The sequence below is a fragment of the Simplicispira psychrophila DSM 11588 genome (assembly GCF_000688255.1).
Classification (GTDB): domain Bacteria; phylum Pseudomonadota; class Gammaproteobacteria; order Burkholderiales; family Burkholderiaceae_C; genus Simplicispira; species Simplicispira psychrophila.
Window position 1 is genome coordinate 413,122 of sequence record NZ_JHYS01000001.1, and the last position, 22,322, is coordinate 435,443.

General features: G+C 57.9%; 22 protein-coding genes and 1 riboswitch. Of the genes, 8 read left to right on the forward strand and 14 right to left on the reverse strand.

Annotated features, from left to right (window positions below):
- The first annotated feature begins 217 nt into the window (after positions 1–217).
- Entirely contained in the window at positions 218–1,120 is a 903-nt protein-coding gene (locus Q390_RS0101780) for a 23S rRNA (adenine(2030)-N(6))-methyltransferase RlmJ (RefSeq protein WP_027994536.1), read from the forward strand.
- An 11-nt stretch (positions 1,121–1,131) separates the two neighbouring features.
- Here the strand turns inward: Q390_RS0101780 and Q390_RS17220 are convergent, their stop codons facing one another.
- The 6 genes from Q390_RS17220 to Q390_RS0101810 form a co-directional block, all read right to left on the reverse strand.
- Complete coding sequence (locus Q390_RS17220) at positions 1,132–1,434, reverse strand: septal ring lytic transglycosylase RlpA family protein (protein ID WP_051602990.1); 303 nt, start codon at positions 1,432–1,434, stop codon at positions 1,132–1,134.
- A 323-nt stretch (positions 1,435–1,757) separates the two neighbouring features.
- Positions 1,758–2,372, reverse strand: coding sequence for an OmpW/AlkL family protein (locus tag Q390_RS0101790; protein ID WP_027994537.1), 615 nt, complete (start codon positions 2,370–2,372; stop codon positions 1,758–1,760).
- Between the two features lie 87 nt (positions 2,373–2,459).
- Positions 2,460–3,359 (reverse strand): methylenetetrahydrofolate reductase [NAD(P)H], encoded by a 900-nt coding sequence (metF, locus tag Q390_RS17225; RefSeq protein ID WP_051602981.1) that lies wholly within the window; start codon positions 3,357–3,359, stop codon positions 2,460–2,462.
- Positions 3,356–4,354: a TlyA family RNA methyltransferase gene (locus Q390_RS0101800; protein ID WP_027994538.1), complete on the reverse strand. Its 999-nt coding sequence runs from the start codon at positions 4,352–4,354 to the stop codon at positions 3,356–3,358. Before Q390_RS0101800 ends, metF begins: the two co-directional genes overlap by 4 nt.
- A gap of 123 nt (positions 4,355–4,477) precedes the next feature.
- The gene (gene ahcY, locus Q390_RS0101805) at positions 4,478–5,911 is read right to left on the reverse strand and encodes an adenosylhomocysteinase (RefSeq protein WP_027994539.1); all 1,434 of its coding nucleotides are present in this window, start codon (positions 5,909–5,911) and stop codon (positions 4,478–4,480) included.
- A 76-nt stretch (positions 5,912–5,987) separates the two neighbouring features.
- Positions 5,988–6,080: riboswitch (S-adenosyl-L-homocysteine riboswitch) on the reverse strand.
- A gap of 9 nt (positions 6,081–6,089) precedes the next feature.
- Positions 6,090–7,322: an MFS transporter gene (locus tag Q390_RS0101810; protein WP_051602991.1), complete on the reverse strand. Its 1,233-nt coding sequence runs from the start codon at positions 7,320–7,322 to the stop codon at positions 6,090–6,092.
- Positions 7,323–7,456: 134 nt separating this feature from the next.
- Between Q390_RS0101810 and Q390_RS0101815 the strand changes: the two genes are divergently transcribed.
- The 5 genes from Q390_RS0101815 to Q390_RS0101830 all read left to right on the forward strand — a co-directional run bounded on the left by Q390_RS0101815 (position 7,457) and on the right by Q390_RS0101830 (position 14,213).
- Positions 7,457–9,085, forward strand: coding sequence for a peptide chain release factor 3 (locus Q390_RS0101815; RefSeq protein WP_027994541.1), 1,629 nt, complete (start codon positions 7,457–7,459; stop codon positions 9,083–9,085).
- A 9-nt stretch (positions 9,086–9,094) separates the two neighbouring features.
- Positions 9,095–10,876, forward strand: coding sequence for an ArnT family glycosyltransferase (locus Q390_RS19315; protein WP_084153716.1), 1,782 nt, complete (start codon positions 9,095–9,097; stop codon positions 10,874–10,876).
- Positions 10,869–11,822: a glycosyltransferase family 2 protein gene (locus Q390_RS0101820; protein WP_027994542.1), complete on the forward strand. Its 954-nt coding sequence runs from the start codon at positions 10,869–10,871 to the stop codon at positions 11,820–11,822. The genes Q390_RS19315 and Q390_RS0101820 overlap by 8 nt, the downstream gene beginning before the upstream one ends.
- Complete coding sequence (locus Q390_RS0101825; protein ID WP_027994543.1) at positions 11,822–12,256, forward strand: GtrA family protein; 435 nt, start codon at positions 11,822–11,824, stop codon at positions 12,254–12,256. The genes Q390_RS0101820 and Q390_RS0101825 overlap by 1 nt, the downstream gene beginning before the upstream one ends.
- 97 nt (positions 12,257–12,353) lie before the next feature.
- On the forward strand, positions 12,354–14,213 hold the full coding sequence (locus Q390_RS0101830) for a hypothetical protein (RefSeq protein ID WP_037471930.1): 1,860 nt from the start codon (positions 12,354–12,356) through the stop codon (positions 14,211–14,213).
- A 128-nt stretch (positions 14,214–14,341) separates the two neighbouring features.
- Here Q390_RS0101830 and Q390_RS19810 read toward each other — a convergent pair whose 3' ends face one another.
- From Q390_RS19810 to Q390_RS0101865, 8 genes are all read right to left on the reverse strand, one after another.
- On the reverse strand, positions 14,342–14,608 hold the full coding sequence (locus Q390_RS19810) for a hypothetical protein (RefSeq protein ID WP_156949797.1): 267 nt from the start codon (positions 14,606–14,608) through the stop codon (positions 14,342–14,344).
- A gap of 15 nt (positions 14,609–14,623) precedes the next feature.
- Positions 14,624–15,232: a hypothetical protein gene (locus tag Q390_RS17230; RefSeq protein ID WP_051602982.1), complete on the reverse strand. Its 609-nt coding sequence runs from the start codon at positions 15,230–15,232 to the stop codon at positions 14,624–14,626.
- Positions 15,229–15,894, reverse strand: coding sequence for an SCO family protein (locus Q390_RS0101840; RefSeq protein WP_027994545.1), 666 nt, complete (start codon positions 15,892–15,894; stop codon positions 15,229–15,231). Before Q390_RS0101840 ends, Q390_RS17230 begins: the two co-directional genes overlap by 4 nt.
- A 35-nt stretch (positions 15,895–15,929) precedes the next feature.
- Entirely contained in the window at positions 15,930–16,538 is a 609-nt protein-coding gene (locus Q390_RS0101845; protein ID WP_027994546.1) for a c-type cytochrome, read from the reverse strand.
- A 23-nt stretch (positions 16,539–16,561) separates the two neighbouring features.
- Positions 16,562–17,254 carry a cbb3-type cytochrome c oxidase subunit II gene (locus tag Q390_RS17235; RefSeq protein WP_084153717.1) on the reverse strand — a complete coding sequence of 231 codons (693 nt, stop codon included), beginning with the start codon at positions 17,252–17,254 and terminating at the stop codon, positions 16,562–16,564.
- Positions 17,244–18,896 (reverse strand): cbb3-type cytochrome c oxidase subunit I, encoded by a 1,653-nt coding sequence (locus Q390_RS0101855; protein WP_027994547.1) that lies wholly within the window; start codon positions 18,894–18,896, stop codon positions 17,244–17,246. The genes Q390_RS17235 and Q390_RS0101855 overlap by 11 nt, the downstream gene beginning before the upstream one ends.
- 234 nt (positions 18,897–19,130) lie before the next feature.
- Entirely contained in the window at positions 19,131–19,397 is a 267-nt protein-coding gene (locus Q390_RS0101860; RefSeq protein ID WP_027994548.1) for a cytochrome C oxidase subunit IV family protein, read from the reverse strand.
- 11 nt (positions 19,398–19,408) lie between these two features.
- Complete coding sequence (locus Q390_RS0101865; RefSeq protein WP_084153718.1) at positions 19,409–20,083, reverse strand: cytochrome c oxidase subunit 3 family protein; 675 nt, start codon at positions 20,081–20,083, stop codon at positions 19,409–19,411.
- Positions 20,084–20,416: 333 nt separating this feature from the next.
- Between Q390_RS0101865 and Q390_RS0101870 the strand changes: the two genes are divergently transcribed.
- Complete coding sequence (locus Q390_RS0101870) at positions 20,417–20,842, forward strand: c-type cytochrome (RefSeq protein WP_027994550.1); 426 nt, start codon at positions 20,417–20,419, stop codon at positions 20,840–20,842.
- A gap of 45 nt (positions 20,843–20,887) precedes the next feature.
- On the forward strand, positions 20,888–22,321 hold the full coding sequence (locus Q390_RS0101875; RefSeq protein ID WP_027994551.1) for a cbb3-type cytochrome c oxidase subunit I: 1,434 nt from the start codon (positions 20,888–20,890) through the stop codon (positions 22,319–22,321).
- Position 22,322 lies beyond the last annotated feature (1 nt).

Genomic DNA, 22,322 nt, shown 5'->3' on the forward strand with positions numbered 1-22,322 from the left:
AGGAACGGCCGCAACAAGGTGCCTATCGCAAATCGCTGCCATCATCCACGATGACTAAACAACGACAACGACAAAGCGCATGAATTTGCAAAAATGATGCTAATTATCATCGTAGGGAGGGTTGACTGAGCACAACGCCAGACACAAAACCAAGCCCATGTAGGACCAAGTCGAATGCCGTGCCATCTGCAGCGGCGGCGATGGTTACCATAGCGCCATGTTCAGTTATCGCCACGCCTTTCACGCAGGCAACCACGCTGATGTGCTCAAGCACACCGTGTTGATTGCCACTTTGCAATACCTTTTAGAAAAGGACGCCGCCCTGACGGTGCTCGACACCCATGCAGGCGTCGGTTTATACCGGCTTGACGGCGATTACGCGCGCACCAGCGGCGAAGCGGGCGACGGCATCCTGCGCCTGACGATGCGTGCCGCTGGCACGGTAGGCGCTGCACCGCTGGCGCCAGCCCTGCAAAACTATATCGATATGGTGCGCTCCTTCAATCAGGGCGCCAGCATCAAGGTCTATCCCGGCTCGCCCTTCCTTATTCAGCGCCTGCTGCGTCCGCACGACAAACTCAAACTGTTTGAGCTGCACCCGGCCGACATGCACGCGTTGGTCGGCAACGTGGCCCAACTCGAAGCCGGCCGCCAAGTGGCGGTACTGTGTGAAGACGGTTTTGAAGGCACCAAGAAATTTCTGCCACCACCTGCCCGCAGGGCACTGATGCTGTGCGATCCCAGCTATGAAATGAAGAGCGATTACGGACGCGTGCTGGACATGGTGGCCGACTCGATCAAGCGTTTTGCCACCGGCACCTATGCCGTCTGGTATCCGATCATCCCGCGCCCCGAAGCACACGACCTGCCGCGCCGCCTGAAAACCATGGCACAAAAAGCGGGCAAAAGCTGGCTGCACGCCACCCTGACGGTCAAGTCGAGCAAGATCACCGAGAGCGCCGAGGGCCAGATCAAGCGACCCGGCCTGCCCGCTAGCGGCATGTTTCTGATCAATCCACCGCACACGCTCAAGGCCCAGCTGAAAGACGCCTTGGCACAAATGGTCGAATTGCTCGGCCAAGATAAGCACGCCACGCACACGCTGGAAAGCGGGAGCTAGAAGAGGCCATCTCAGGCGGGGGGACAGGCTTGGCTGGCACGATCCCAGGACGTCAGTACCACCGGCTTGGTGCCTCGCCCCAGCAGGCCCAGTGCTTTTGCTGCTGCGCGGCTGAGGTCAATGATGCGGCGGGAGCCGTGGGGTCCGCGGTCGTTGATGCGCACCACCACTACCTTGCCGGTGACGAGGCTGCGCACGCACACCTTCGTGCCAAACGGCAGCCGGGGGTGGGCAGCGGTCAAGGCGTGCATGTCAAAGGGCTCGCCGCTGGCCGTACGCCGCTGGTGCAACTGTGCGCCATACCAAGAAGCCAAACCGCGCTCCATGATTGGTCGGGGATGGGTCGGGACACCGAGCGCAGAAGTGGCGATAGGCGCCCTGCCTGGCCCCGGATTTTTGGCCCACGCCCCCGCAGCGCCCAGCAAAGCGACGCTGCACGCTGCGCCGGCGCAGCAACGCACGCTCATCCACAGAATATCTTTAAGTAAAAACAATAGGTTATTTTTGAAGCCTTGGTGTGCTTCATCCTAACGCAGGCGCTCTGGCACCGATACGGCAAAAAAAATCCCGCACAAGGCGGGATTGTCAAATCCATCGTGGCACCTCAAGAAGGGCCAAAAAACTCAGTGCGCAATACTTAGAAGCGCCAGCCCAGGCCGACACCGATCAACACGGGATTGACCTTGAACTCGCCCGCCTTGGCACCAAACGACATCACATCGGTCTTGATCTGCACCTTTTTGACATCCAGGTTCAAGTACAGGTTCTTGGCCAAGGGAATGTCCACACCAGCCTGCAATGCCCAACCAAAGCTATTTTTGTCGATCGAAGGGTTCAGCGCTGCAACAACAGCGGGATCAAAACGTACGCTGGAAAAACGCGTGTAGTTCAAGCCGGCGCCGACATAAGGCTTGAAGCCACCCAGCTCGGTGAAGTGGTATTGCGCTGTCAGCGTGGGCGGCAAGTGCTTGAGCGAACCGATAGCAGTGCCATTGGACGAAATGGTCTGCTTTTGTGGCACGGTCAGAATCAGCTCCACTGCGACGTTCTTGTTGAAAAAGTAGCTGATGTCCACTTCAGGCATCCACTTGTTGTTGATGCCCAGTCCCAGGCCAGTGGAGTCACCGTTAGAGCTGTTCAGGTGCACAGCACGTGCGCGGACCATCCAGGGGCCTTCGGTTGTTTGTTGGGCAAAAGCGCTAGCGCACAAAACGGAGCCCAGCAAAGCGGCAGCAATCGCATGTTTTTTCATTTTTTCATCCAAAGAAAACCGGGAACATTCCCCGATAACCATTGAACGATTAAGGCTTTCTAGACAAATTGATATGTATCAAAACGGTTAGGCGATTGGCACAAAAACATCACTTGATGTAGGTGTATTTGTATTGCACACGCCCAGCCGGCGGCATAGCTCCAGCGTCGCTGCGCTCTGGTTCATGGAGTAGAAATGCAGCGCTGGTGCACCACCGCTGCGCAATTGCTCGCACAGCCGGGTGATGACGTCCAGCCCAAAGGCACGGATCGACGCCGTATCGTCGCCCAAAGACTGCAAGCGCAAGCGCAACCAGCGTGGAATTTCGGCTCCGCAGGCATCCGAAAAACGCATCAGCTGGGTAGCACCCAGAATTGGCATGATGCCCGGCACCACGGGCATGTCCAGCCCCAGGCGCTGCGTGTCATCGATGAAACGAAAGTACGCGTCGGCATTGAAAAAATACTGGGTGATGGCCGAATTGGCACCGGCGCGCACCTTGGCCGCAAAGGCCTGCAGATCAGCCTCGGGTGAGCGGGCCTGTGGATGCACTTCGGGATAAGCCGCCACTTCAATATAAAAATGGTCGCCGGTTTCGGTGCGGATGAACTCCACCAAGTCGCTGGCGTACTGGAACTCGCCGCCCAGGCCATAGCCGCTGGGCAAGTCACCGCGCAGCGCCACTAGGCGCGTCACGCCCATGGCTTGGAGCTGGGCCAGTTCCGCGCGCACCGAGGCGCGCGTAGCACCAATGCACGAGAAGTGGGCTGCAGCACTTTGGCCTTCGGCCAAAATCTCACCCACCATGGCAAAAGTGCCCTCTTGTGTCGAGCCGCCCGCGCCATAGGTAACGGAGCAAAACTGCGGTTGCAAGGCATACAGTTGCTGGCGCACAGCGCGCAGCTTGACCGCGCCTTCGGGCGTCTTGGTCGGAAAAAATTCGATGCTGATCGGGCAGGACCCACCAGCGCTGCCCACTGCGCTCATGCACTTCTCCTGGCAAAAACAAAAAACTCCCGGTTGCCGTCGCCACCGCTGATGGCGCTGTCCAGCCACGCCAGCACTTCCAAGCCTTGCTCGGCGCAGCAGTCGCGGATGCGTTTTTCGACCACTGCGTACAGCGCCCCATCGCGCACGATGCCACCCTTGCCAACCTGGCCGGGCTGCAGCTCAAACTGTGGCTTGACCAGCATCAACAGCCGGCCTTCAGGCGCCAGCAGCGGCACCAGCGCTGGCAGCACCAGCGTCAGCGAGATGAACGACAAATCGCCCACTACCACGTCAAACAAGGGCGTGGTGTTGATGTCGGCACATTCAGCGCGGCGGCGGCGCTCGACCGGCAGCGTGCCCGCGGCGCGTGCCTTGGCCTTGGCGGCGCGCTCCAGCCGAAAATTCTCGATGTCCTTGTCTTTGGCGTCGTCGCTGTCGTCGTATTCCTCATCCACCAAGCCGCCATTGCGCATCCAGCTGTAGGGCGCTTCGGGCTGGGTTTCGTTGTCTTCAACTTCCTCGATGATTTCCGACAGCACCAGCTCGCAGTCCTGCTGCAAAGCGCCCGGCGTGATCGCGCGCGCGTTCACGCCTTCGACGCACACCACGCGCGCATCACTGCGCAGGCGCTCGTGCAACTGGCCGTGGCCGACATCGACGCCAATCACCTGCGCTGCGCCGTGCTGCAGCAGGCAATCGGTAAAGCCGCCGGTGCTCTGGCCGACATCCAAGCAGCGCAACCCGGTCACGTTGAGTTGGGCTGCCGCCAGCGCGCCTTCCAGCTTCAAGCCGCCGCGCGACAGATATTTGGCCTCAGCGCCGTCCAGCAAGCGCACTTCGGCAATCGCCGGGATGTCATCGCCGTTCTTCACTACCTTCTGCCACGGCGAACTGGCCGACAGGCGCCACTCGACTCCGGCGGCAATCAACCGCTGCGCCTGCGAGCGCGTGGCCGCATGGCCAAAATCCACCAGAAAAACGTCGGCGCGCATAGCTCATTTCCTCGTCAAAAGACGATGTTTTATAGTCAAATCGGGCTACAGCCCTTTAAATACATGCGCTAATAGCTATTAAAATAATAGCTATTAGCGACTCAGCATCACCCCAGCGGGTGATCAGTAACGGTAGGTTTCAGCCTTGTACGGGCCGTTCTTGCTCACGCCGATATAAGCGGCTTGTGCGTCGGTCAGCTCGGTCAGCATCGCGCCGACCTTCTTCAGGTGCAAACGTGCGACTTTTTCGTCCAGCGACTTGGGCAACACATACACCTTGCCGACTTGGTACTCGGTCGGCTTGGTGAACAGCTCAATTTGCGCAATGGTTTGGTTGGCAAACGAGGCGCTCATGACAAAGCTCGGGTGGCCGGTGCCGCAGCCCAGGTTCACCAAACGGCCCTTGGCCAGCAAAATGATTTTTTTACCTTCAGGGAAGGTGATGTGGTCCACCTGCGGCTTGATTTCTTCCCACTGGTATTTCTCAATCGACGCCACGTCGATTTCGTTGTCAAAGTGGCCAATGTTGCAGACGATGGCCTGGTCTTTCATGGCGGCCATGTGCTCGTGGCGAATGACGTCCTTGTTGCCGGTGGTGGTGACGAAAATGTCGGCCTTGTCGGCGGCGTACTCCATCGTGACGACTTTGTAGCCTTCCATGGCGGCTTGCAGCGCGTTGATCGGGTCGATTTCAGTCACCCAGACTTGGGCCGACAGCGCACGCAGCGCCTGTGCCGAGCCCTTGCCGACGTCGCCGTAACCCGCCACGCAAGCCACCTTGCCGGCAATCATCACGTCGGTAGCGCGCTTGATGCCGTCCACCAGCGACTCGCGGCAGCCGTACAGGTTGTCAAATTTGCTCTTGGTCACCGAGTCATTGACGTTGATGGCGCGGAACAGCAGCGTGCCCTTGGCGCTCATCTCGTTCAGGCGGTGCACACCGGTGGTGGTCTCTTCGGTCACACCGATGATCTCGGCCGACTTGCGCGTGTACCAGGCGGCATCCACTGCCAGCTTGGCGCGGATGGCGGCAAACAAAATGGTTTCTTCTTCGCTGCTCGGCTTGTCCAGCACCGACTGATCCTTTTCAGCCTTTTGGCCCAGGTGCATCAGCATGGTGGCGTCGCCGCCGTCGTCCAAGATCATGTTGGGGCCTTCGCCGGGCGTGCCGGCAGCGCCAAACTCAAAAATGCGGTGGGTGTAATCCCAGTAGTCCGACAACGACTCGCCCTTAATGGCAAACACCGGCGTGCCGTTGGCGGCAATCGCGGCAGCGGCGTGGTCTTGGGTGCTGAAAATGTTGCACGAGGCCCAGCGCACTTGGGCGCCGAGTGCTTCCAGCGTCTCGATCAGCACGGCGGTCTGGATCGTCATGTGCAACGAGCCGGTGACGCGCGCGCCTTTGAGCGGTTGGGCGGCAGCGAATTCTTCGCGGATGGCCATCAGACCGGGCATTTCGGTCTCGGCAATGCGAATTTCCTTGCGGCCCCAAGCGGCCAGGGAAATATCGGTGATGGCGCAGTCGGTGGGCAGGGGCAGGGGAGTGCGGACGTTCATGGGTAGCTCCAAAAGCAGTGTGTTGAAACACCACTTGGCGCGCCATAAGCCATAAAACCCAGCCCATCGCACGCCAAGTGGATGAGCGTCGTTGCAGAGCGGGACAAGCCCGGCCTCCCGAGCCTCACGTCCGCTGTGTTAGCGGGACGCTGCAACGCTCCTCAGGAGAAAGGGGCGATTATATCGGCGCCAGCCGCCGCAGGCGCAATGCCAGTGCCAGCGCCCCCATCAGCAGCACCAGCGAAAACGCTACCAGCGTCGGCCAGCGCCCATGTTCCCAGAACCAGCCGCCGGCCGAGCCGAGTACGCTCGAGCCCAGGTAATAGGCCAGCAGATACAACGAGGACGCATGGCCCTTGGACTGCAGTGCCAGTTGCCCGACCCAGCCGCTGGCGACGGCGTGGGCGACAAAAAAGCCAAACGTCAGCACCGCAATGCCGGCAATCACCGTCCACAGCGGCGCCGCCAGCGTCAGCACCACGCCGGCAGACATCAGCACCACGCCACCGACCAACACCGGCCCCCGCCCCCAGCGGTCGGCCAAAGCGCCCGCAGCCGGCGAGGCAACGATGCCAAACAAATAGACGCAAAAAATCAGCCCGATCTGCGTCTGGCTCAACCCATAGGGTACGGTGGCCAGCCGAAAGCCCACGTAGTTGAACAGCGACACAAATACGCCCATCAGTGCAAAACCCGACAAAAACAACGGCAGCAGACCGGGGGTGTGCAAGTGTGTGCGCCAAGCACGCATGTGGTAAGCCAAGCCCAGGGACGGCGCCCTGGCGGTGGTGGTAGGAACTGCGCGCTGGCCGCGCGGCAGCAACAGCACAAATCCCACAGCGGCCAGCAACCCCAGCACGCTGATAGTGCCCATGGCCACGCGCCAGCCAAACTGGTCGGCCAGTGCGCTCATGCCCACCCGCCCCGCCATACCGCCAAAAGCCGTGCCGCCGACATACAGCCCCATGGAAAATCCCAGCCCACGCGGATGGATTTCGTCCGACAGATAGGCCATGGCCACTGCGGGCACGCCGCCCAGCAACACTCCTTCCAGCGCCCGCGCCAGCAGCAACATTCCCCAGGTCGGCGCCAGCGCGGCGCCCAGGTTGCACAGTGCGGCCAGCGCCATCGAGGCAAACATCAGGCGGCGCTTGTCGCGCCCCTCCGACAGTGCCCCGGCAATGAAAATCGCCGCCGCCAGACAGCCGGTGCTGACCGACAGCGCAAAAGAGCTGCCCGCCGCGCCTAGGCCGAAATGCTGGGCTAGCTCCGGCAGCACCGGCTGCACGCAGTACAGGAGAGAAAACGTGGCAAAGCCGGCCAGAAACAGGGCCAGACTGATGCGCCGATAGGCCGGCGAGCCGGACTCCACCCAGGTGCGGGTGGCCGGCGCTAAAGAAGGTTGCTGCATGGGCGCCACTGTGACACGCTCACGCCTTTTCTGCAGAAAACAGCCAGCCGGTAAAATTGCCGGTTCCGCCAGGGCCTGCCACTGCTGGGCACCCTCTGCGCCTCCTCCCATTTCCCCCGTTTGCTGGATTGACCTTGTCCTACACTTCAGAAACCCGGCGCCGCCGCACCTTTGCCATCATTTCCCACCCCGACGCCGGCAAGACCACGCTGACGGAAAAATTGCTGCTGTTCTCGGGAGCGATCCAGATCGCCGGTGCCGTGAAAGGCCGCAAGGCCAGCCGCCACGCCACTTCCGACTGGATGGAGATTGAGAAACAGCGCGGCATTTCGGTGGCGTCCAGCGTGATGCAGATGCTGTACCGCGACCACGTCATCAACCTGCTGGACACCCCCGGCCACAAGGACTTCTCGGAAGACACCTACCGCGTGCTCACCGCCGTCGATTCGGCACTGATGGTGATCGATGCGGCCAACGGCGTCGAGGCGCAAACGCGCCGTCTGATCGAAGTCTGCCGCCAGCGCGACACGCCCATCATCACCTTCGTCAACAAGATGGACCGCGAAGTGCGCGACCCGCTCGACATCCTCGACGAAGTTGAGCGCGAGCTGGGAATGCCCTGCTGCCCGGTCACTTGGCCAGTGGGCCAAGGTAAAAGTTTTGGCGGCATCATCAATCTGCGCACGCAGACCATGACGGTGTTCACCCCCGGCAGCGACCGTGGCCCGAAAGACTTTGAAATCGTGCCACTGGCCGAGTCTGACCGGCTGCGCAAGCGCTTCGGCCGCTCGTTTGACGAGGCGCTGGAAAGCATGGAGTTGGCGATGGGTGCCTCGGCGGCGTGGAGCCATGAAGACTTCTTGGCGGGCAAGCTGACACCGGTATTTTTCGGCTCGGGCGTCAACAACTTTGGGGTGATGGAAGTGCTGGATGCGGTGGTCGATATGTCGCCCCCGCCCGGATCGCGCCTGAGCACGCTGCAGGTCAACAAGCAGCCGGTCGAGAAAATCATCCGTCCGGAAGACAGGGGTTTTTCGGGTGTGGTGTTCAAGGTGCAGGCCAATATGGACGCCAACCACCGCGACCGCATCGCCTTCGTGCGTGTGGCCTCAGGCAAATACACACCCGGCATGAAGCTCAAGGTGCAGCGCACCGCTAAGGAACTGCGCCCCACATCGGTCGTCACCTTTATGAGCCAGCGCCGCGAAGCGGTCGAAGAAGCCTACGCCGGCGACATCATCGGCTTCACCACGCACGGCGGCGTGCAGCTGGGTGACACCATCACCGATGGCACCAATCTGCAGTTCACCGGCCTGCCGTTCTTTGCGCCCGAGCTGTTCATGACGGTGATTCTGAAAAACCCCTTGCGCACCAAGCAACTACAGCAAGGCTTGGCGCAACTGGGCGAAGAAGGCGCGATCCAGGTCTTCAAGCCCGACGTCGGCGGCCCGATGCTGCTGGGCGCCATCGGCCAGCTGCAGTTTGAAGTAGTGCAGCACCGCCTGAAAACCGAATACGACGCCGATATCCGCCTGGACGGCTGTCAATACACCAGCGCCCGCTGGATCACCGCCGACAGCCCGGTCGACCTACGCGCCTTCACCGACGCCTACCCCATGCGCCTGGCACACGATGCGGCCAACACGCTGGCTTACCTGTGTACCTCGCCGTATGACGTGCGTCTGGCGCAAGAGCGTTTTCCGAAGATCCACTTCCATCCGCTGCGCGAACATGCGGGATTGGCTTTGCAGGCGGTAGGGTAACGCGGGCTTATGTCAGTTAAGACAGCTTTTGCACTACAGCACTATGCTTCTCTAGCACTTTTTGCTGTGGTCTTTTGGGGACTGGGAAAAACAGTTGTTACATATACAGTGCGCCACATATCCGAGGATTTTTGGCTAAATAGCACCATCGCCATAGCTATAGGAATGGCAATATTCAGTGTGGCACTGCAATGGATGGCCATCGGTGGATTATTGCAGCGCTCATATATTAATGTGATCTTCTTCATCGGCCTGATACTGGCAATCTATCAAATATATGTATATTTTTTCAGTTCATTACCCAAACCCCAAGGTCCAAAGCTGTCTGTACAAGATCGACTCTGGGCACTCCCTCCTCTGATTCTCTTAGCTCCTACGGCAGTAGCGGCATTGCATCTACCCTATAAGTGGGATGAACTGATGTACCACCTGCCACACGCACAGCAGTGGGCACAGACAGGCCATCTACAAGTTAATGCGTGGTTACGTTATCCATGGGCTCCATATAATATAAATATCTTGTACGCTGCAGGTTTAATTATTCGTGGCGATATATTTACTCATTTGCTACATGCATTGGCTGGCTGGCTGGTTACACTCACGGTGTATCGCGTAGGTTTATTGCATTTTGGCCGAGCTACCGCCTGCATTTCAGCTTTGATATGGATACAGCTCACCCATAAAGAATACGATTCGTCCTTGGTAGACATGGGCGTGAGTCTTTTTATATGCATGGCAGTAGTAACTTATTTAAACTGGCTTGCCCGCCGAGAAGATCGGGGATGGCTTTTGCTATCAGGCTTTCTTTTGGGAATGGCCATAGGATCAAAATATCAGGCTCTAGGGTTTTTACCTCTATTTTTTATCCATCTTATATTATCTTCAAAAGATAAAAAAATTATTTTTACATGGCTTATTGCATTAGCCATTCCATGTATTTACTGGTATGCCAGAAATTTTATTTCGACTGGGGATCCATTTAATCCCTTAGGAGGGAAAATTTTTGGATTTAGTGAATGGAATGCTGGGGATCTAGAATACCAACTTTACGACTTAAAACGCTCTGCCAATTGGCCTCGCTGGACTTTATGGCCCGCTGTTTTAGCGCCTTTTTTGCGAATGCGCTGGAGCGATTTTAATTTTAGATTTATGGTTATTTTTGGACTGTATGCGTTTGTTGTTTGGCTATTAACATCGCACTATGATAGATATCTGATGCCTGCTTATCCAATAATAGCAATATTAAGTGCTGGAGTAGTGGTTTTTTCTGTTAAAAAATTATTTTTTATAATAAAATTAGACGCATTAAAATCACCTCTCATACGTATTAAGTATTTAAATACTATTATAATAATTTTTGCTTTTATCATTTTTTCAATACCAGTTGAAAAAGAAATAAAACACAAGTGGGCTGAAGTATCTCTTAGCGAAGCGGATGGCGCCAATATATTACGCCATAAAGTCCAAGGATATGCATTGATAGAAAAAATAAGAGGAAAAATCTTTCCAAAGGTATATCAATGGGGACTCGAAAATAATATTTATTATTTACAACAACCAATATACGGGGATCATTTTGGTCCTTGGCGGTATCGTGATTTGAACGATTTGACATCTGCACAGCTCTGGAGGCATTTTAAATCACAAGATTTTTCTACACTTTTAGTTCATGCAAATACAGTTCCTGGTCTTGAAACTAAACCTGAATTTTTTCAATACTTCTCTGTCATCGCAGAGGGTCATGGCAGCAAGGCGTATTCGATATTAAAAATAAAAAATTCCAATGAATAATTATTATCATCTCCAGTCCGGTGCAAAAATTGCCGTCATTCTTCCTTGTCTGAATGAAGCTTTAGCCATTGGACAAACGCTAGATGAATTACGCACAGCCCTGCCCCAGGCACAGTTGCATGTGTTTGACAACAACTCTACCGATGGCACCGGCACGGTGGCTCAGGCACATGGTGCAGCCGTCAGCAACGTGACATTGCGTGGCAAGGGCAATGTGATTCGGCGTATGTTTGCCGATGTCGAGGCTGATGTGTATGTGATGGTGGACGGCGACGCCACCTATGACCCGGCCCAGCTACAGGCACATGTGGATTTGCTGCTGGCACAGCGGCTGGACATGATCGTGGGTTGCCGTGTTGACGACGGCCTCAATCCGCAGACCTACCGACCCGGCCATCGCTGGGGAAATTTGGCACTGACCCGGTCGGTGTCTTCGATTTTTGGTGGCCAGTTCACCGATATGTTGTCTGGCTATCGGGTTTTTTCACGTCGTTACGTAAAGTCTTTCCCGGCTATGTCGCAAGGCTTTGAAATCGAAACTGAATTGAATGTCCACGCCTTGGAATTGCGTATGCCTTGCGCGGAGGTAGACGTTTTGTATCGCTCCCGTCCAGAAGGGTCTACCAGCAAGCTGTCAACCTTTCGTGACGGTTGGCGCATCCTGAAAACCATTCTGAAATTATTTGTCAGCGAGCGGCCACTGGCATTTTTTGCGTTGTTCGCGGGGCTGCTGGCCTTCGTGGCTGTCGGTATCACGGTGCCGCTGGGCATTACCTATATGCAAACCGGCTTGGTGCCGCGCTTTCCTACGGCCGTGTTGGCTACCGGACTGATGCTGTGCGCTATGTTGAGCTTAGTGTGCGGCGCTATCTTGCATACGGTCACGATGGGGCGGCGTGAGGTCAAACAGTTGGCTTATCTGCGCATTCCGGCGCTGCAACCCTGATGAAAGCTGATTGGCTACCCGCCTTGCTGCGTTTTGGTCTGGTTGGCATCGTCGGCTTATTGGTCGATCTGGCGGTGCTTTACGTGGCCGCGCCGGGCTTGGGCTGGTACGGTGCCCGGGTCTTGTCCTTTTGGGCGGCCGCTACAGCGACTTGGTGGTTGAATCGGCACTACACCTTTGCCAGCGCTAAGGCCAGCGTTGCGCAATCGTCCCTCTCGGTGGGTCGGCAATATCTGCGCTACTTGCTCTCTATGACCTTGGGCGGGAGCGTGAACTACCTGACATACGCTACGGTCATCGCTTGGGTGGTGCTGCCGGCAGCACCGGCGATCGGGGTGGCTTTGGGCAGCTGCGCTGGATTGGCTTTCAATTTTGTTGCGGCAAGGTATTTTATTTTTCGCCACGCTGCGGAAAACCCAGAGGCACCTTCTTGACGTGAAGCCTCTCGGCAGTCGTCCATTAGTCTCTGCCTGCTCCTTTTACAGAATGCTGCACGTTTAGCGTTGGTGGCATTCGACACCAATATTCGCCATGCTACGCTCCCGATTTTTGCCCTATTTGTTCACACTGTTGCTTTGTCCCCTGACAGTGGCAGCGCAAACTGTGCCAGTTTCAGCGCAGCCACAGCGCACGCCTTTTCTGATCGCTCCCACCGTCGAAGGTGTGCTGCTCTGTGATGAGGCGGTGGCAGATTTACAGATTGCGTCGATGAATGCCGCTCTCGCTTTGTGCCGGCAGCACAAAAGCAACGGTGCTGCTGCCCTCACCCGTTTACTCGACACACTGGAGCCGGGTGGCCCGCAGGGGCAAGTGCAGGTGGGTTACACCCTGAACGTGCAATTGCTCAGTTTGTACCGCAAGCCGGGCAAGCCCAGTAAAGATTGGCAGATGGATACGGAACAGGTGGATGCGCTGCTAGACCTCATCACCAAGGTGTCGCGTCCGGTGGTGTTGTATTTGGCGGCCGATCACTTCGACTCGATGGGGCCTATCGTGGAAGAGTTGCGCCACGATCCGGCCAACTTGATGCAGTTGCGTGATGGTAAACCGCTGGAGCTGGGGTATTTTGGCTACCGCATCATGCCGTGGACGATGCAGACCGACCTGGCCATTCCCGTCAACCACTACCGCGTGCTGGCGCTTCAATACCTTGCACAGCGCATCCAGGCGCTCCCCAAACCAGTGCAAAGCCGCATTGCTGCCATCACCTTGGCAGGCGAGTTGCACCATATGTACCCTGATTTTGAGAACGGCATGGGCCGCTACCAAGACATTCAGGTGACAGACTACAGCGCGGCCTCGGTGGCGGGGTTTCGCCAATGGTTGCAGCAGCAATACAAGGGTATTGCTGATTTAAATGCGCAAATGGGCTTCTCTTATGTCTCGTTTGATGCAGTGCCGGCACCGTCGAAAGATATTCGCAAAGAAAAATTGGCAGGATTTGCTGAACACTACGACGCTTTTGCTGATGGCACTTTACCGCTGGCGGGCTGGCTTTGGGACCCGCAAGGCGCTATTAAGCAGCTGGATTTGTACGTTGATGGCCAGCGCGTAGGCGCGGTGCCGCGTGGCTTGAATCGGCTGGATGTGTACCGCGCCGAAGCCTCCATCCTGAGTCCTAACGTCGGTTATCGCTACGACTTTGACTACAGCACCTTGCCACCTGGCCGCCATAAGGCGCAAATCGTGGCTGAGACTAGCAAGGTGCGCCGCCATGGGCTGGCCGAGGTTGAGTTTGTCGTGGTGGCGCGCGACCAAAGCAGCGCTGCTGGCAGATCGCCTGCTTCTGTGCCGTCGCTAAAGAATGCCAAGGCCCTGCCAGGCGTGCGTTCTTGGCTTGACCTGCCCCGCACCGGGCAAGATTTGTACTTCAACCCGTTAGCGCGCGATTGGAACCGTTACCGCAACTACCAGGTGCAACAGTACTTGGCAGTGTTCCACCAAGTCGCCGTGCGAGCAGGCTTGCCAGCTGACAAACTCTATTCACACCAAATCGTGCCGCGCGCCAACTCCAGCTGGAACCACCAACTGTTTGCTGCCGACGGCACCATCGGCGGCTATACCCCGTGGAAGCAGGGTCTCAATATGTACGGCGGCAGCACCGACAGCGACTGGGTGCGTAGCTACTTGGCCAAGGAAGGCATCACCGATTACGGCGTGCCGGAATTTCATCCGCAGCAATGGAAAACTCCCGGTGTCCACTTGGCTGCGCTGCAATCGCACTACCGAGGTGGCGCACGTTTTATCAGTCCCTATTATTTTTCGCTGATCCCGGAGCGCTTCAAGAGCACTTCTGAGCATGGCGTTAATCGCATGGAATTACGTCCAAACAACCCCAAGGACGGCTCCAGTCAGCTCTACCAGGCCATTCAGACCTTCGCCCGGCAATAGGAGCGTGCACCGCTCCCTCCATGGCGGGGTTCTCAAACGACGCCCGGCATTCTTACTCAATAGGTAATGGGCACTGACATACCCTCTCCCGAGTCACTTCTCCCCCAGCTGTACACCTCCCTGCCTAATCAGTCCCACGCAGGCGGCATCCTCACCACGGACGGAGCCATCACCCCAGATGCGCTGCGGGCAAGACAGGCGCAGTGAGCAGCCTCTACATCAGCGGCTGGTTTGGTACGCACCACCAGCTCGAAGGTGCGCGATGACTCCAGGGTCAGGCGCTTTTTCCGTAGCAAATCGGTAAAAAATACCTTGATAATTTTTAAGAAAAACAGGGCTGTAACGCATATACAGCAAGCGCTAAAAGCTATCAATAAAGAAGCGAAAATTTCCACGAAGTAGGCAGTCCCTCAGTCGGAGCGCGACGCAGAAGATTCGGTGATGCGCTCTTTACGCACCAGGGCTGCCGCCACCAATGCCAGCCAGCCCAGTGCCACGGCAATGGCTACCCCGACCAGCCACTGGCCCAGGCGCGTCTGGTCATCCAGTAAATAAGCGTTGCACACGCGCACCGGTGAGTCGATATAGAGCTGTCCCACCACGGCGGTCATCGGCAGCACGTTACCCAAAAAAAATCCCTGGACCAACCAGCCGGCCGGCTGCCAGGACAGCCGCAGCGCCGTACCAGCCAGCACCAAGGCGCTGCATTTGACGGCCTCGATGGGCAGGCTGACCAGCGCCAGGTCGAGCACACGCGGCACCATCAACAGCGCCAACACCAACGCCACTGCGACCAGACCGCTGATACCGTGGGCGTTCCAGCGCGACACCCCGGCGCAAACGCGCGCAGGCAGTGCGCCCACCAGACCCGCGCCAGCCAGCAGGAGCAGCGGAAATTGCACCAGCATGTGGCGCCACATACTGCTCTCTAACGCATGGCGCGACGCTGGCAAAAGTAGCAGCGCCAGCAGCAGCGCTGCCGCGACGGCTATGGGGCAATGGGCGACAGACCGCCTCATAAAGCGCTACCACCGGCCACACTGGCCATAGGAGTCTGGCGTGCCAGATGGCGCGCGTAGTCCAGTGCCAGCTGCTGTTCAACCAGATCAAAGATGCGCACCAGCCGGCCTTGACCGTCCAGTACCAGCAAGGCGGCATTGTGTTCGTAGTCGCCCCGACCATCGGGCACCACCACGACCTGGAAGCGGCGCAGCAGTTGCTGCGTTTGCGCCGCATCGGGTATGCGGGCAAAGCGCCACACTGTCGGGTCGGCCTGCAATTGCTGCGCATAGGCCTGCAGCGCCGCCGGAGTGTCGTGGGTGCTGTCAAAACTGATCGACAGTAATCGCACACCTGTGCCCTGGCCGGCAGCCCGGTCCCTCAGCAGGTGGGCCTGTATTTGCTGGAAACTGCTGCCCAGCGTCAGGCAGACCGTCTGGCAGCGGGTGTAGATGAAATCGACCAGGGTGATGGCGCTTGGTACGCTCAAGAGTTGCACTAGCGGCTGGGTGCTGATGCCGGTCCCCTCGGCCACCACCGGTGGCACGGCCACCGGCTGCAGCGCCACCTCCAGCCGCCGTGCGCCTTCGGCGGTCCAGACCTGGAAATCGTGCGTCAACCCAGCGGCGGCGGCGTAGGCAGCCCACGCCAGCAGCAGGCTGACAAAGGCGGTACGCAGCATAGTTGGAGGGAGAGCTAGCCGGAGCGGCGCCGCGCTCAGGCCGGTTTGGCGGCCAGTGCCTTGAGTGCGGCACCGCCTTCAAACGGCGTGGTGCGGGTGCTGGCCTTGCGTTCCTGCTCGAATAGCCCGGGCTCTAGCGCCTCGCTCTTGTTCGACCAGGCGCTGCGAATGTAGGTTGCCACGGCGGCCAGCTCAGCATCCCCTAGCTGCTGAAAGGCCGGCATGGCTCCTTTGTAGGTCGCGCCCACCACCTCGATTTCGCCATTGATGCCATGCAGCAGGATATTGGCCAGCGTGCGCGCATCGCCATGCACCCACTCTGAACCGTCCAGCGGCGGGAACACCCCCGGCAAGCCCTTGCCCGTCGCCTGGTGACAAGCCACACAATTGGCCGTGAAAACCTGCTTGCCATCAACGGTAGCGCCAGCCGCAGCCGGCACGGGTCCGGACAGATCAGCCACGGTGCGACGGTCACCCAGGGCCGAGTTACCAAAAGGATCTGACGTCAGGATATAGAGCACGCCAAACGCCACCATGATCGCCGTGAGCGCTACCACGATCAGCGGGATGGGTCGGATCCGCTCTTCCGGATCGGTGTTTTCCCGCTGTTGGGCAGGTCGCTGAGGGTCTGATTCGTAGTTCATGGCAGAAGCCTTGCAAGGATCGGTCAGGAGGCCGCAGCTGCACTGCCTGTCGGCGGCGCAGTAGGCGCAGGTGCGCCAGGCGCTACAGGTACAGGCGCCACATCGGCCGGGGCGGCAGCGCCGGCGGCAGGCTGGGGCGGTGGTGGCAAGATGGGGTAGGTGTGGTTCATGCCTTGCAGGTACTTGACCAAGTCCAGCGCCTCCGGCCGTGCGACTACTACGCGTCCATATGGCGCGGCACCGGGAGGCAGGTTCAGCACCTCTTCGCCTGGATCGGCCTTGTCCTTGACCTCAAACAGGAACGGGTAAGACGGCATGATCGAACCGGGCACATAGGCACGGGGCTGGTACAGGTGACCCAGATGCCAATCCTTGCTGGGTTGGCGAGCACCGATATTGAACAGATCCGGGCCGGTACGCATACTGCCCAACAGATGCGGCCTGTCGTAGTAATAGTCACCCGGCACCGAAACACGGCCCCAACCGCGCTCGTTGTCTGGGCCCAGGTCGCGGTCACGCGGCTGCTGCGTATGGCAATAGACGCAACCATTGGCCACGTAGACCGAGCGCCCACGCAATTCGGCGCTGGTATAGGGTTTGAGCCCTTCAGGGGGCGCCACGTCACGTACCTGCATATAGGGCAATACCACCAGCGCGGCAGTGGCGATAGCCAGGGAAACCATGGCCCCGGCCGCCAGCTTGACTTCATTCTCCATGAGCGAGCTCCATGCTCTTTTGCGGCGAAAACAGTGCCGCCCCTGTGCGCGTAGGACCAAAACGCAACACCATGGCCAGGAAATGGCTGACAAAGATCAGGTGACTGAGCACCATCAGCGAGCCGCCAACGCTGCGCCATTGCAGGTAAGGAATGGTCAGCGTGACCGAATCCATGAATGGCCGCGTGGCATCCAGCATGGCCAAGCCCTGCAGCCAGCCGCCGATGCTCAAGCCGATAAAGTAGATGCTGATGCCGACCACGGCCAGCCAGAACTGCACCGAGATCAGGCGCGGGTACGGCCACTCCCAATTCAGTACGCGCGGCATCATGAAATAGATCGCACCAAACAGCACCATGGTGACAAAGGCGTAGGCCCCCAGGTGGGCGTGTGCCACCGTGAAGTGCGTGAAGTGCGCCACCTGATTGATGCTGCGCAGCGCTTCAAACGACCCCTGCAGCGATGACAGCATGTACATCAGGCCACCAAACATCATGAAGCGCAGCGTGGGCGAATACAGCACCAGGTGCATGCGCCCCCACATAGTGCCGGCCATGTTGATGGTGAAGGCGGCTACCGGAATGATCATCATCATGCTTTGCACGATGGACAGCGTGGTCAGCCAGCCCGGAATCGGCCCCCCAATCAGATGGTGACCGCCCACTTGGCCGTAAAAGAAGGCCAGCGTCCAGAAACCGAGAATCGACAGGTTGTAAGAGCGCACCGGTCGCCCAATGATTTTGGGCAGAAAGTAATAGATACAGCCCACACTCACTGGCGTGAACCACAGACCCAGCACATTGTGGCCATACCACCAGTTGGTGGTCGCCTGTTGCACCCCGGTGTGCACACCGGGCAATTTGCCAACAATGAACAGCAGGGCAATCCACAACAGCGCGGCCACCATGTACCAGACACTGACGTACAGCGACTCGACCTTGCGGTTGACCAGCGTGTACAGCACCGGGCCGATGATGCAGAGAAAGCCAGCAACAATGAAAATGCCGATCTGCCAGGGAATTTCGAGGTATTCCATGCCGTCCGTCCAACCCGAACCGATGGCACCGATGGCGCTGGCAATGCCGGTATTGATGAGCGCGCCGCCTAGCATGACCCACATGGCGCCGACCAGCGGCGTGCGTAGCAGGCGTGGCAGCAACCAGATAATGACGCCCAGGGCCGCATTGGTGATCCAGCCATACAGGACCGCCGTGAGGTGCACGGTGCGAATGCGCCCAAACGTCATCCAGGCCTCGCTCACCAGCCAGTCCGGCATATGCAGTTTCAGCGACGAGGTCAATCCGGCCAGCGAACCGAGCACTAGCCAGAAGCAGGCGAAAGCAATGAACATGAACACTGGAAAGGCAGTGGAGCGGTCGGCTCCGACACGGTTTTGCATTTCATAAGGGTCAGGCTCATGCAACATCCCCCCAGGCTCGGCGGCGGCAGCCTGCAACTGCGCCTCACCCGCACTGCGCAATGCCGGGTCATCAACCCGGCCCAACTCACCCCGCGCAAAAATGACTGAAGCCGCCTTGGGGTTTTCAACCAGCAGTCCCTTGCGCATGGACCAGATAAAGACAAAAAGTCCAATGATCGAGAGCAGGAACGCGCCCAGCAAGCTGAGTATTGCGCTGTCCATGGGTAGCCGTCCTTTGCGATTGCACCGCCAAAAGGGATGAATGCAATCTTTTTGACGGAGTGATTGAGGTATCGCAAACGCAAAAATTGTGCGCAAGCTATGCATTCATGGGGCGCATTATTAAATTCATAGCGAATGAATGTAAGCAGCGCCGCCAATAACCAGCCTCTCAAAAGTGTTACCGCAGCAGACGGCAGGCCCAGGCAAACACCCAAGCCCCGAGTGATCTTCTACCTACAGACTGATCCAGTAAGCCAGCACGATCGCCCCCAGCACCAAGGCCAACCAAACCACCACAATCCAGCGCCACAGCGCCGGCGCATGGCGCAGCTCCAGAAAATCGAGGCTCACCACCACCCCCTTCACAAAGGTCAAGGCAAACAAAATCAACATCGGCGCCATAGCGCCGTGCCCGGCAAACCCGCTCTCACCCATCCAGTAAGTAACGGCAGTCACGGCCAGCAGGATCAGCCAGGCGCGGGTCAGGGAAATGGCAGGCATCCGAAAACTCCTTAACGCATGACATAAACCAACGGAAACAGCACGATCCACAGCAGATCAACCATGTGCCAAAACGCTCCTCCAGTCTCCAGGGCATGGCAGTCGTGGCTGCCATAGTCACCACGCCGCGTCTTGAACCACAGATAGGCCAGCGCCAGGATACCCACCACCACATGCAGGAAATGGAACCCGGTCAGCATGAAATAGAACGTGTAGAACGTATTGCTCGACAGGTCGATCCCGGAGGTCAGTTTGTCGGCATATTCAGTCAGCTTGAGCAAGACAAAGCCACAGCCACACACTATGGCCCCCACCAGCCAGCGCGCGCCCTGCGCCGACGCATCTCGCCGCACGGCACGCACAGCACACGCCACGCACCAGCTGGCAGTAATCAGCAGCACCGTGTTGAGTGCACCAGCCTGGAGATTCAAAGTGCGCTGCGACGCATTGAAAAGCTCTACTTCGCGCAAACGGGCAAAGGCGAACGAAATAAACAGGATGGCAAAAGTCAACAACTCCAACAGGATGACCAGCCATACCCCCAGGTCGCCACTAAGCCGTGGCTCCGCCGGCTTTACCACCGGCACAGCCTGCGCAGGCGAATGCAATTCGTTGTGCTCAGGCAACAAAATAAGAGACTGACTGCCATACAGACCGGTAGCTTTGCCAGGAGGTTGATTTTTCATAGTCGGGCGTTGCAAAAAGGTGACGACTTGATGGCACTGCGAACAGATCCATGCAATCGAGCGCCAGCCGTATCAGGCAGGGAAATAGCAAAATTCTGCTGAAAAATGTCGTTATTAGCAAAAACAACGACATTTTTAACCCAAAAACACAACTATCACGCTAGCGCAGACCCATGGCACCCGGTGTGCCGGCATCGGCTTCGTCCGCTTTTATACGCTTCAATCTGCCAAGCACAAAATAAGATTCATAACACATGAATCTTATTGAGGTTAATCAATGATTTTCATCAACGAATCGTTACTATGCGAATTCATCACTGCATGAGGTACACCATGAGTCAAGGCTTTACGAGCCAGATGGCACGCAACATTTTTTACGGAGGCACGGTTTTCTTCGTGCTCGTGTTTGCCAGTCTGATCTTTAACACTGAAACCAAAATTCCCGAGCGTTCCAAATCGGGCGAAATCACTGAATCGGTCGTGCGCGGCAAGCATATATGGGAGACGCGCAACTGCATCGGCTGCCATACGCTGCTGGGCGAGGGTGCATATTTCGCTCCCGAGCTGGGCAACGTGTACGCACGCCGCGGCCCTGACTTCATCAAGGGCTGGATCAAGGCCATGCCGACGCACACCCCAGGGCGCCGCCAGATGCCGCAATTCAACCTAACCGATCCGCAGCTGGACGACCTGGTCGAATTCCTGCGCTGGACCAACGGCATCAACACCGAGAAATGGCCGCCAAACATTGAAGGATAAGTGCCTCACCCGCTGAGGCTCCCATCCACTTGTCAGGATAAAAAAATGCAACCCGCAACCCTTAAATACCAGTCGCAGTCAGTTTCAAAGCTGTACTTCATTGCGGCACTGGCACTGTTTACCGGCCAGATCGTCTTTGGACTGACCCTTGGTCTGCAGTACATCATCGGCGACCTGATGTTCCCGGCCATTCCGTTCAACGTCGCCCGCATGGTGCACACCAATCTGCTGATTGTGTGGCTGTTGTTCGGCTTCATGGGCGCCGCCTACTATATGGTGCCCGAAGAGAGCGAAACCGAACTGCACAGCCCGCTGCTGGCTAAAGTTCTGTTCTGGGTCTTCCTCAGCGCAGGCGTTGCCACCATCCTGGGCTACCTGCTGGTACCCTACGCCACGCTGGCCGAAATGACCGGCAACGACCTGCTCGCCACCATGGGACGAGAATTCCTGGAGCAACCCCTGCCCACCAAAGTCGGCATCGTGGTGGTGGCACTGGGCTTCTTGTACAACATCAGCCTGACCGTGCTCAAGGGCCGCAAGACCGCCATTACCCTGGTGTTGCTGCTCGGCCTGTGGGGTCTGGCACTCATGTTCCTGTTCAGCTTCGTCAACCCGAGCAACCTAGTGCGCGACAAGATGTACTGGTGGTTCGTGGTGCACTTGTGGGTGGAAGGCACGTGGGAACTGATCATGGCTTCGCTGTTGGCTTTTGTGCTCATCAAGACCACCGGTGTGGACCGTGAAGTGATCGACAAGTGGATGTACATGATCGTCGCCTTCGCGCTGATCTCGGGCATTCTGGGCACGGGTCACCACTTCTACTTCATCGGCTTGCCAGGCTACTGGCACTGGGTGGGCGGCGTGTTCTCCGCGCTCGAACCTATTCCGTTCTTCATGATGACGCTGTTCGCCTTCAATATGGTGCAACGCCGTCGCCGTGAGCACCCCAACCAAGCCGCCGTGCTGTGGGCTGTCGGTACCGCTGTCATCGCCTTCCTGGGTGCTGGCGTGTGGGGCTTCATCCATACCCTGAGCTGGGTCAATTACTACACGCACGGTTCGCAAGTCACCGCGGCCCACGGCCACTTGGCCTTCTACGGTGCTTACGTGCTGGTCGTACTGGCCATCATCAGCTACGCCATGCCTATCCTGCGCGGCCGCGAAGCTAACCCCAAGCACGCACAGCGCGTCGAAATGTGGAGCTTCTGGATCATGAGCATCGGCATGGCGGTGATGGTATTGGCCCTCAGCGGCGCCGGTATCCTGCAAGTCTGGCTGCAGCGCATGCCTACCGACGGTAGCGCCATGTCCTTCATGGCGACGCAAGACCAACTGATGTTCTTCTACTGGACGCGTCTGGCCGGCGGTGTCATGTTCCTGATTGGTCTGCTGACCTACCTGTCGAGTTTCTTTATCGGCCCATCGGCTGACGAAGCTAACAACTTCAGCGCCAGCGGCAGCCGTCTGCAACAGGCCTGAC

Excerpts from the sequence above, each read along its gene's own strand:
- Q390_RS0101820 (WP_027994542.1), top strand. The coding sequence starts at position 10,869 with ATGAATAATTATTATCATCTCCAGTCCGGTGCAAAAATTGCCGTCATT.
- Q390_RS0101860 (WP_027994548.1), bottom strand. The coding sequence starts at position 19,397 with ATGCCTGCCATTTCCCTGACCCGCGCCTGGCTGATCCTGCTGGCCGTG.
- Q390_RS0101855 (WP_027994547.1), bottom strand. The coding sequence starts at position 18,896 with ATGGACAGCGCAATACTCAGCTTGCTGGGCGCGTTCCTGCTCTCGATC.
- Q390_RS0101865 (WP_084153718.1), bottom strand. The coding sequence starts at position 20,083 with ATGAAAAATCAACCTCCTGGCAAAGCTACCGGTCTGTATGGCAGTCAG.
- Q390_RS0101845 (WP_027994546.1), bottom strand. The coding sequence starts at position 16,538 with ATGAACTACGAATCAGACCCTCAGCGACCTGCCCAACAGCGGGAAAAC.
- Q390_RS0101800 (WP_027994538.1), bottom strand. The coding sequence starts at position 4,354 with ATGCGCGCCGACGTTTTTCTGGTGGATTTTGGCCATGCGGCCACGCGC.
- Q390_RS0101825 (WP_027994543.1), top strand. The coding sequence starts at position 11,822 with ATGAAAGCTGATTGGCTACCCGCCTTGCTGCGTTTTGGTCTGGTTGGC.
- Q390_RS0101810 (WP_051602991.1), bottom strand. The coding sequence starts at position 7,322 with ATGCAGCAACCTTCTTTAGCGCCGGCCACCCGCACCTGGGTGGAGTCC.
- Q390_RS0101830 (WP_037471930.1), top strand. The coding sequence starts at position 12,354 with ATGCTACGCTCCCGATTTTTGCCCTATTTGTTCACACTGTTGCTTTGT.
- Q390_RS0101875 (WP_027994551.1), top strand. The coding sequence starts at position 20,888 with ATGCAACCCGCAACCCTTAAATACCAGTCGCAGTCAGTTTCAAAGCTG.
- ahcY (WP_027994539.1), bottom strand. The coding sequence starts at position 5,911 with ATGAACGTCCGCACTCCCCTGCCCCTGCCCACCGACTGCGCCATCACC.
- metF (WP_051602981.1), bottom strand. The coding sequence starts at position 3,359 with ATGAGCGCAGTGGGCAGCGCTGGTGGGTCCTGCCCGATCAGCATCGAA.
- Q390_RS0101870 (WP_027994550.1), top strand. The coding sequence starts at position 20,417 with ATGAGTCAAGGCTTTACGAGCCAGATGGCACGCAACATTTTTTACGGA.
- Q390_RS0101790 (WP_027994537.1), bottom strand. The coding sequence starts at position 2,372 with ATGAAAAAACATGCGATTGCTGCCGCTTTGCTGGGCTCCGTTTTGTGC.
- Q390_RS17230 (WP_051602982.1), bottom strand. The coding sequence starts at position 15,232 with ATGAGGCGGTCTGTCGCCCATTGCCCCATAGCCGTCGCGGCAGCGCTG.
- Q390_RS0101840 (WP_027994545.1), bottom strand. The coding sequence starts at position 15,894 with ATGCTGCGTACCGCCTTTGTCAGCCTGCTGCTGGCGTGGGCTGCCTAC.
- Q390_RS0101780 (WP_027994536.1), top strand. The coding sequence starts at position 218 with ATGTTCAGTTATCGCCACGCCTTTCACGCAGGCAACCACGCTGATGTG.
- Q390_RS19315 (WP_084153716.1), top strand. The coding sequence starts at position 9,095 with ATGTCAGTTAAGACAGCTTTTGCACTACAGCACTATGCTTCTCTAGCA.
- Q390_RS17235 (WP_084153717.1), bottom strand. The coding sequence starts at position 17,254 with ATGGAGAATGAAGTCAAGCTGGCGGCCGGGGCCATGGTTTCCCTGGCT.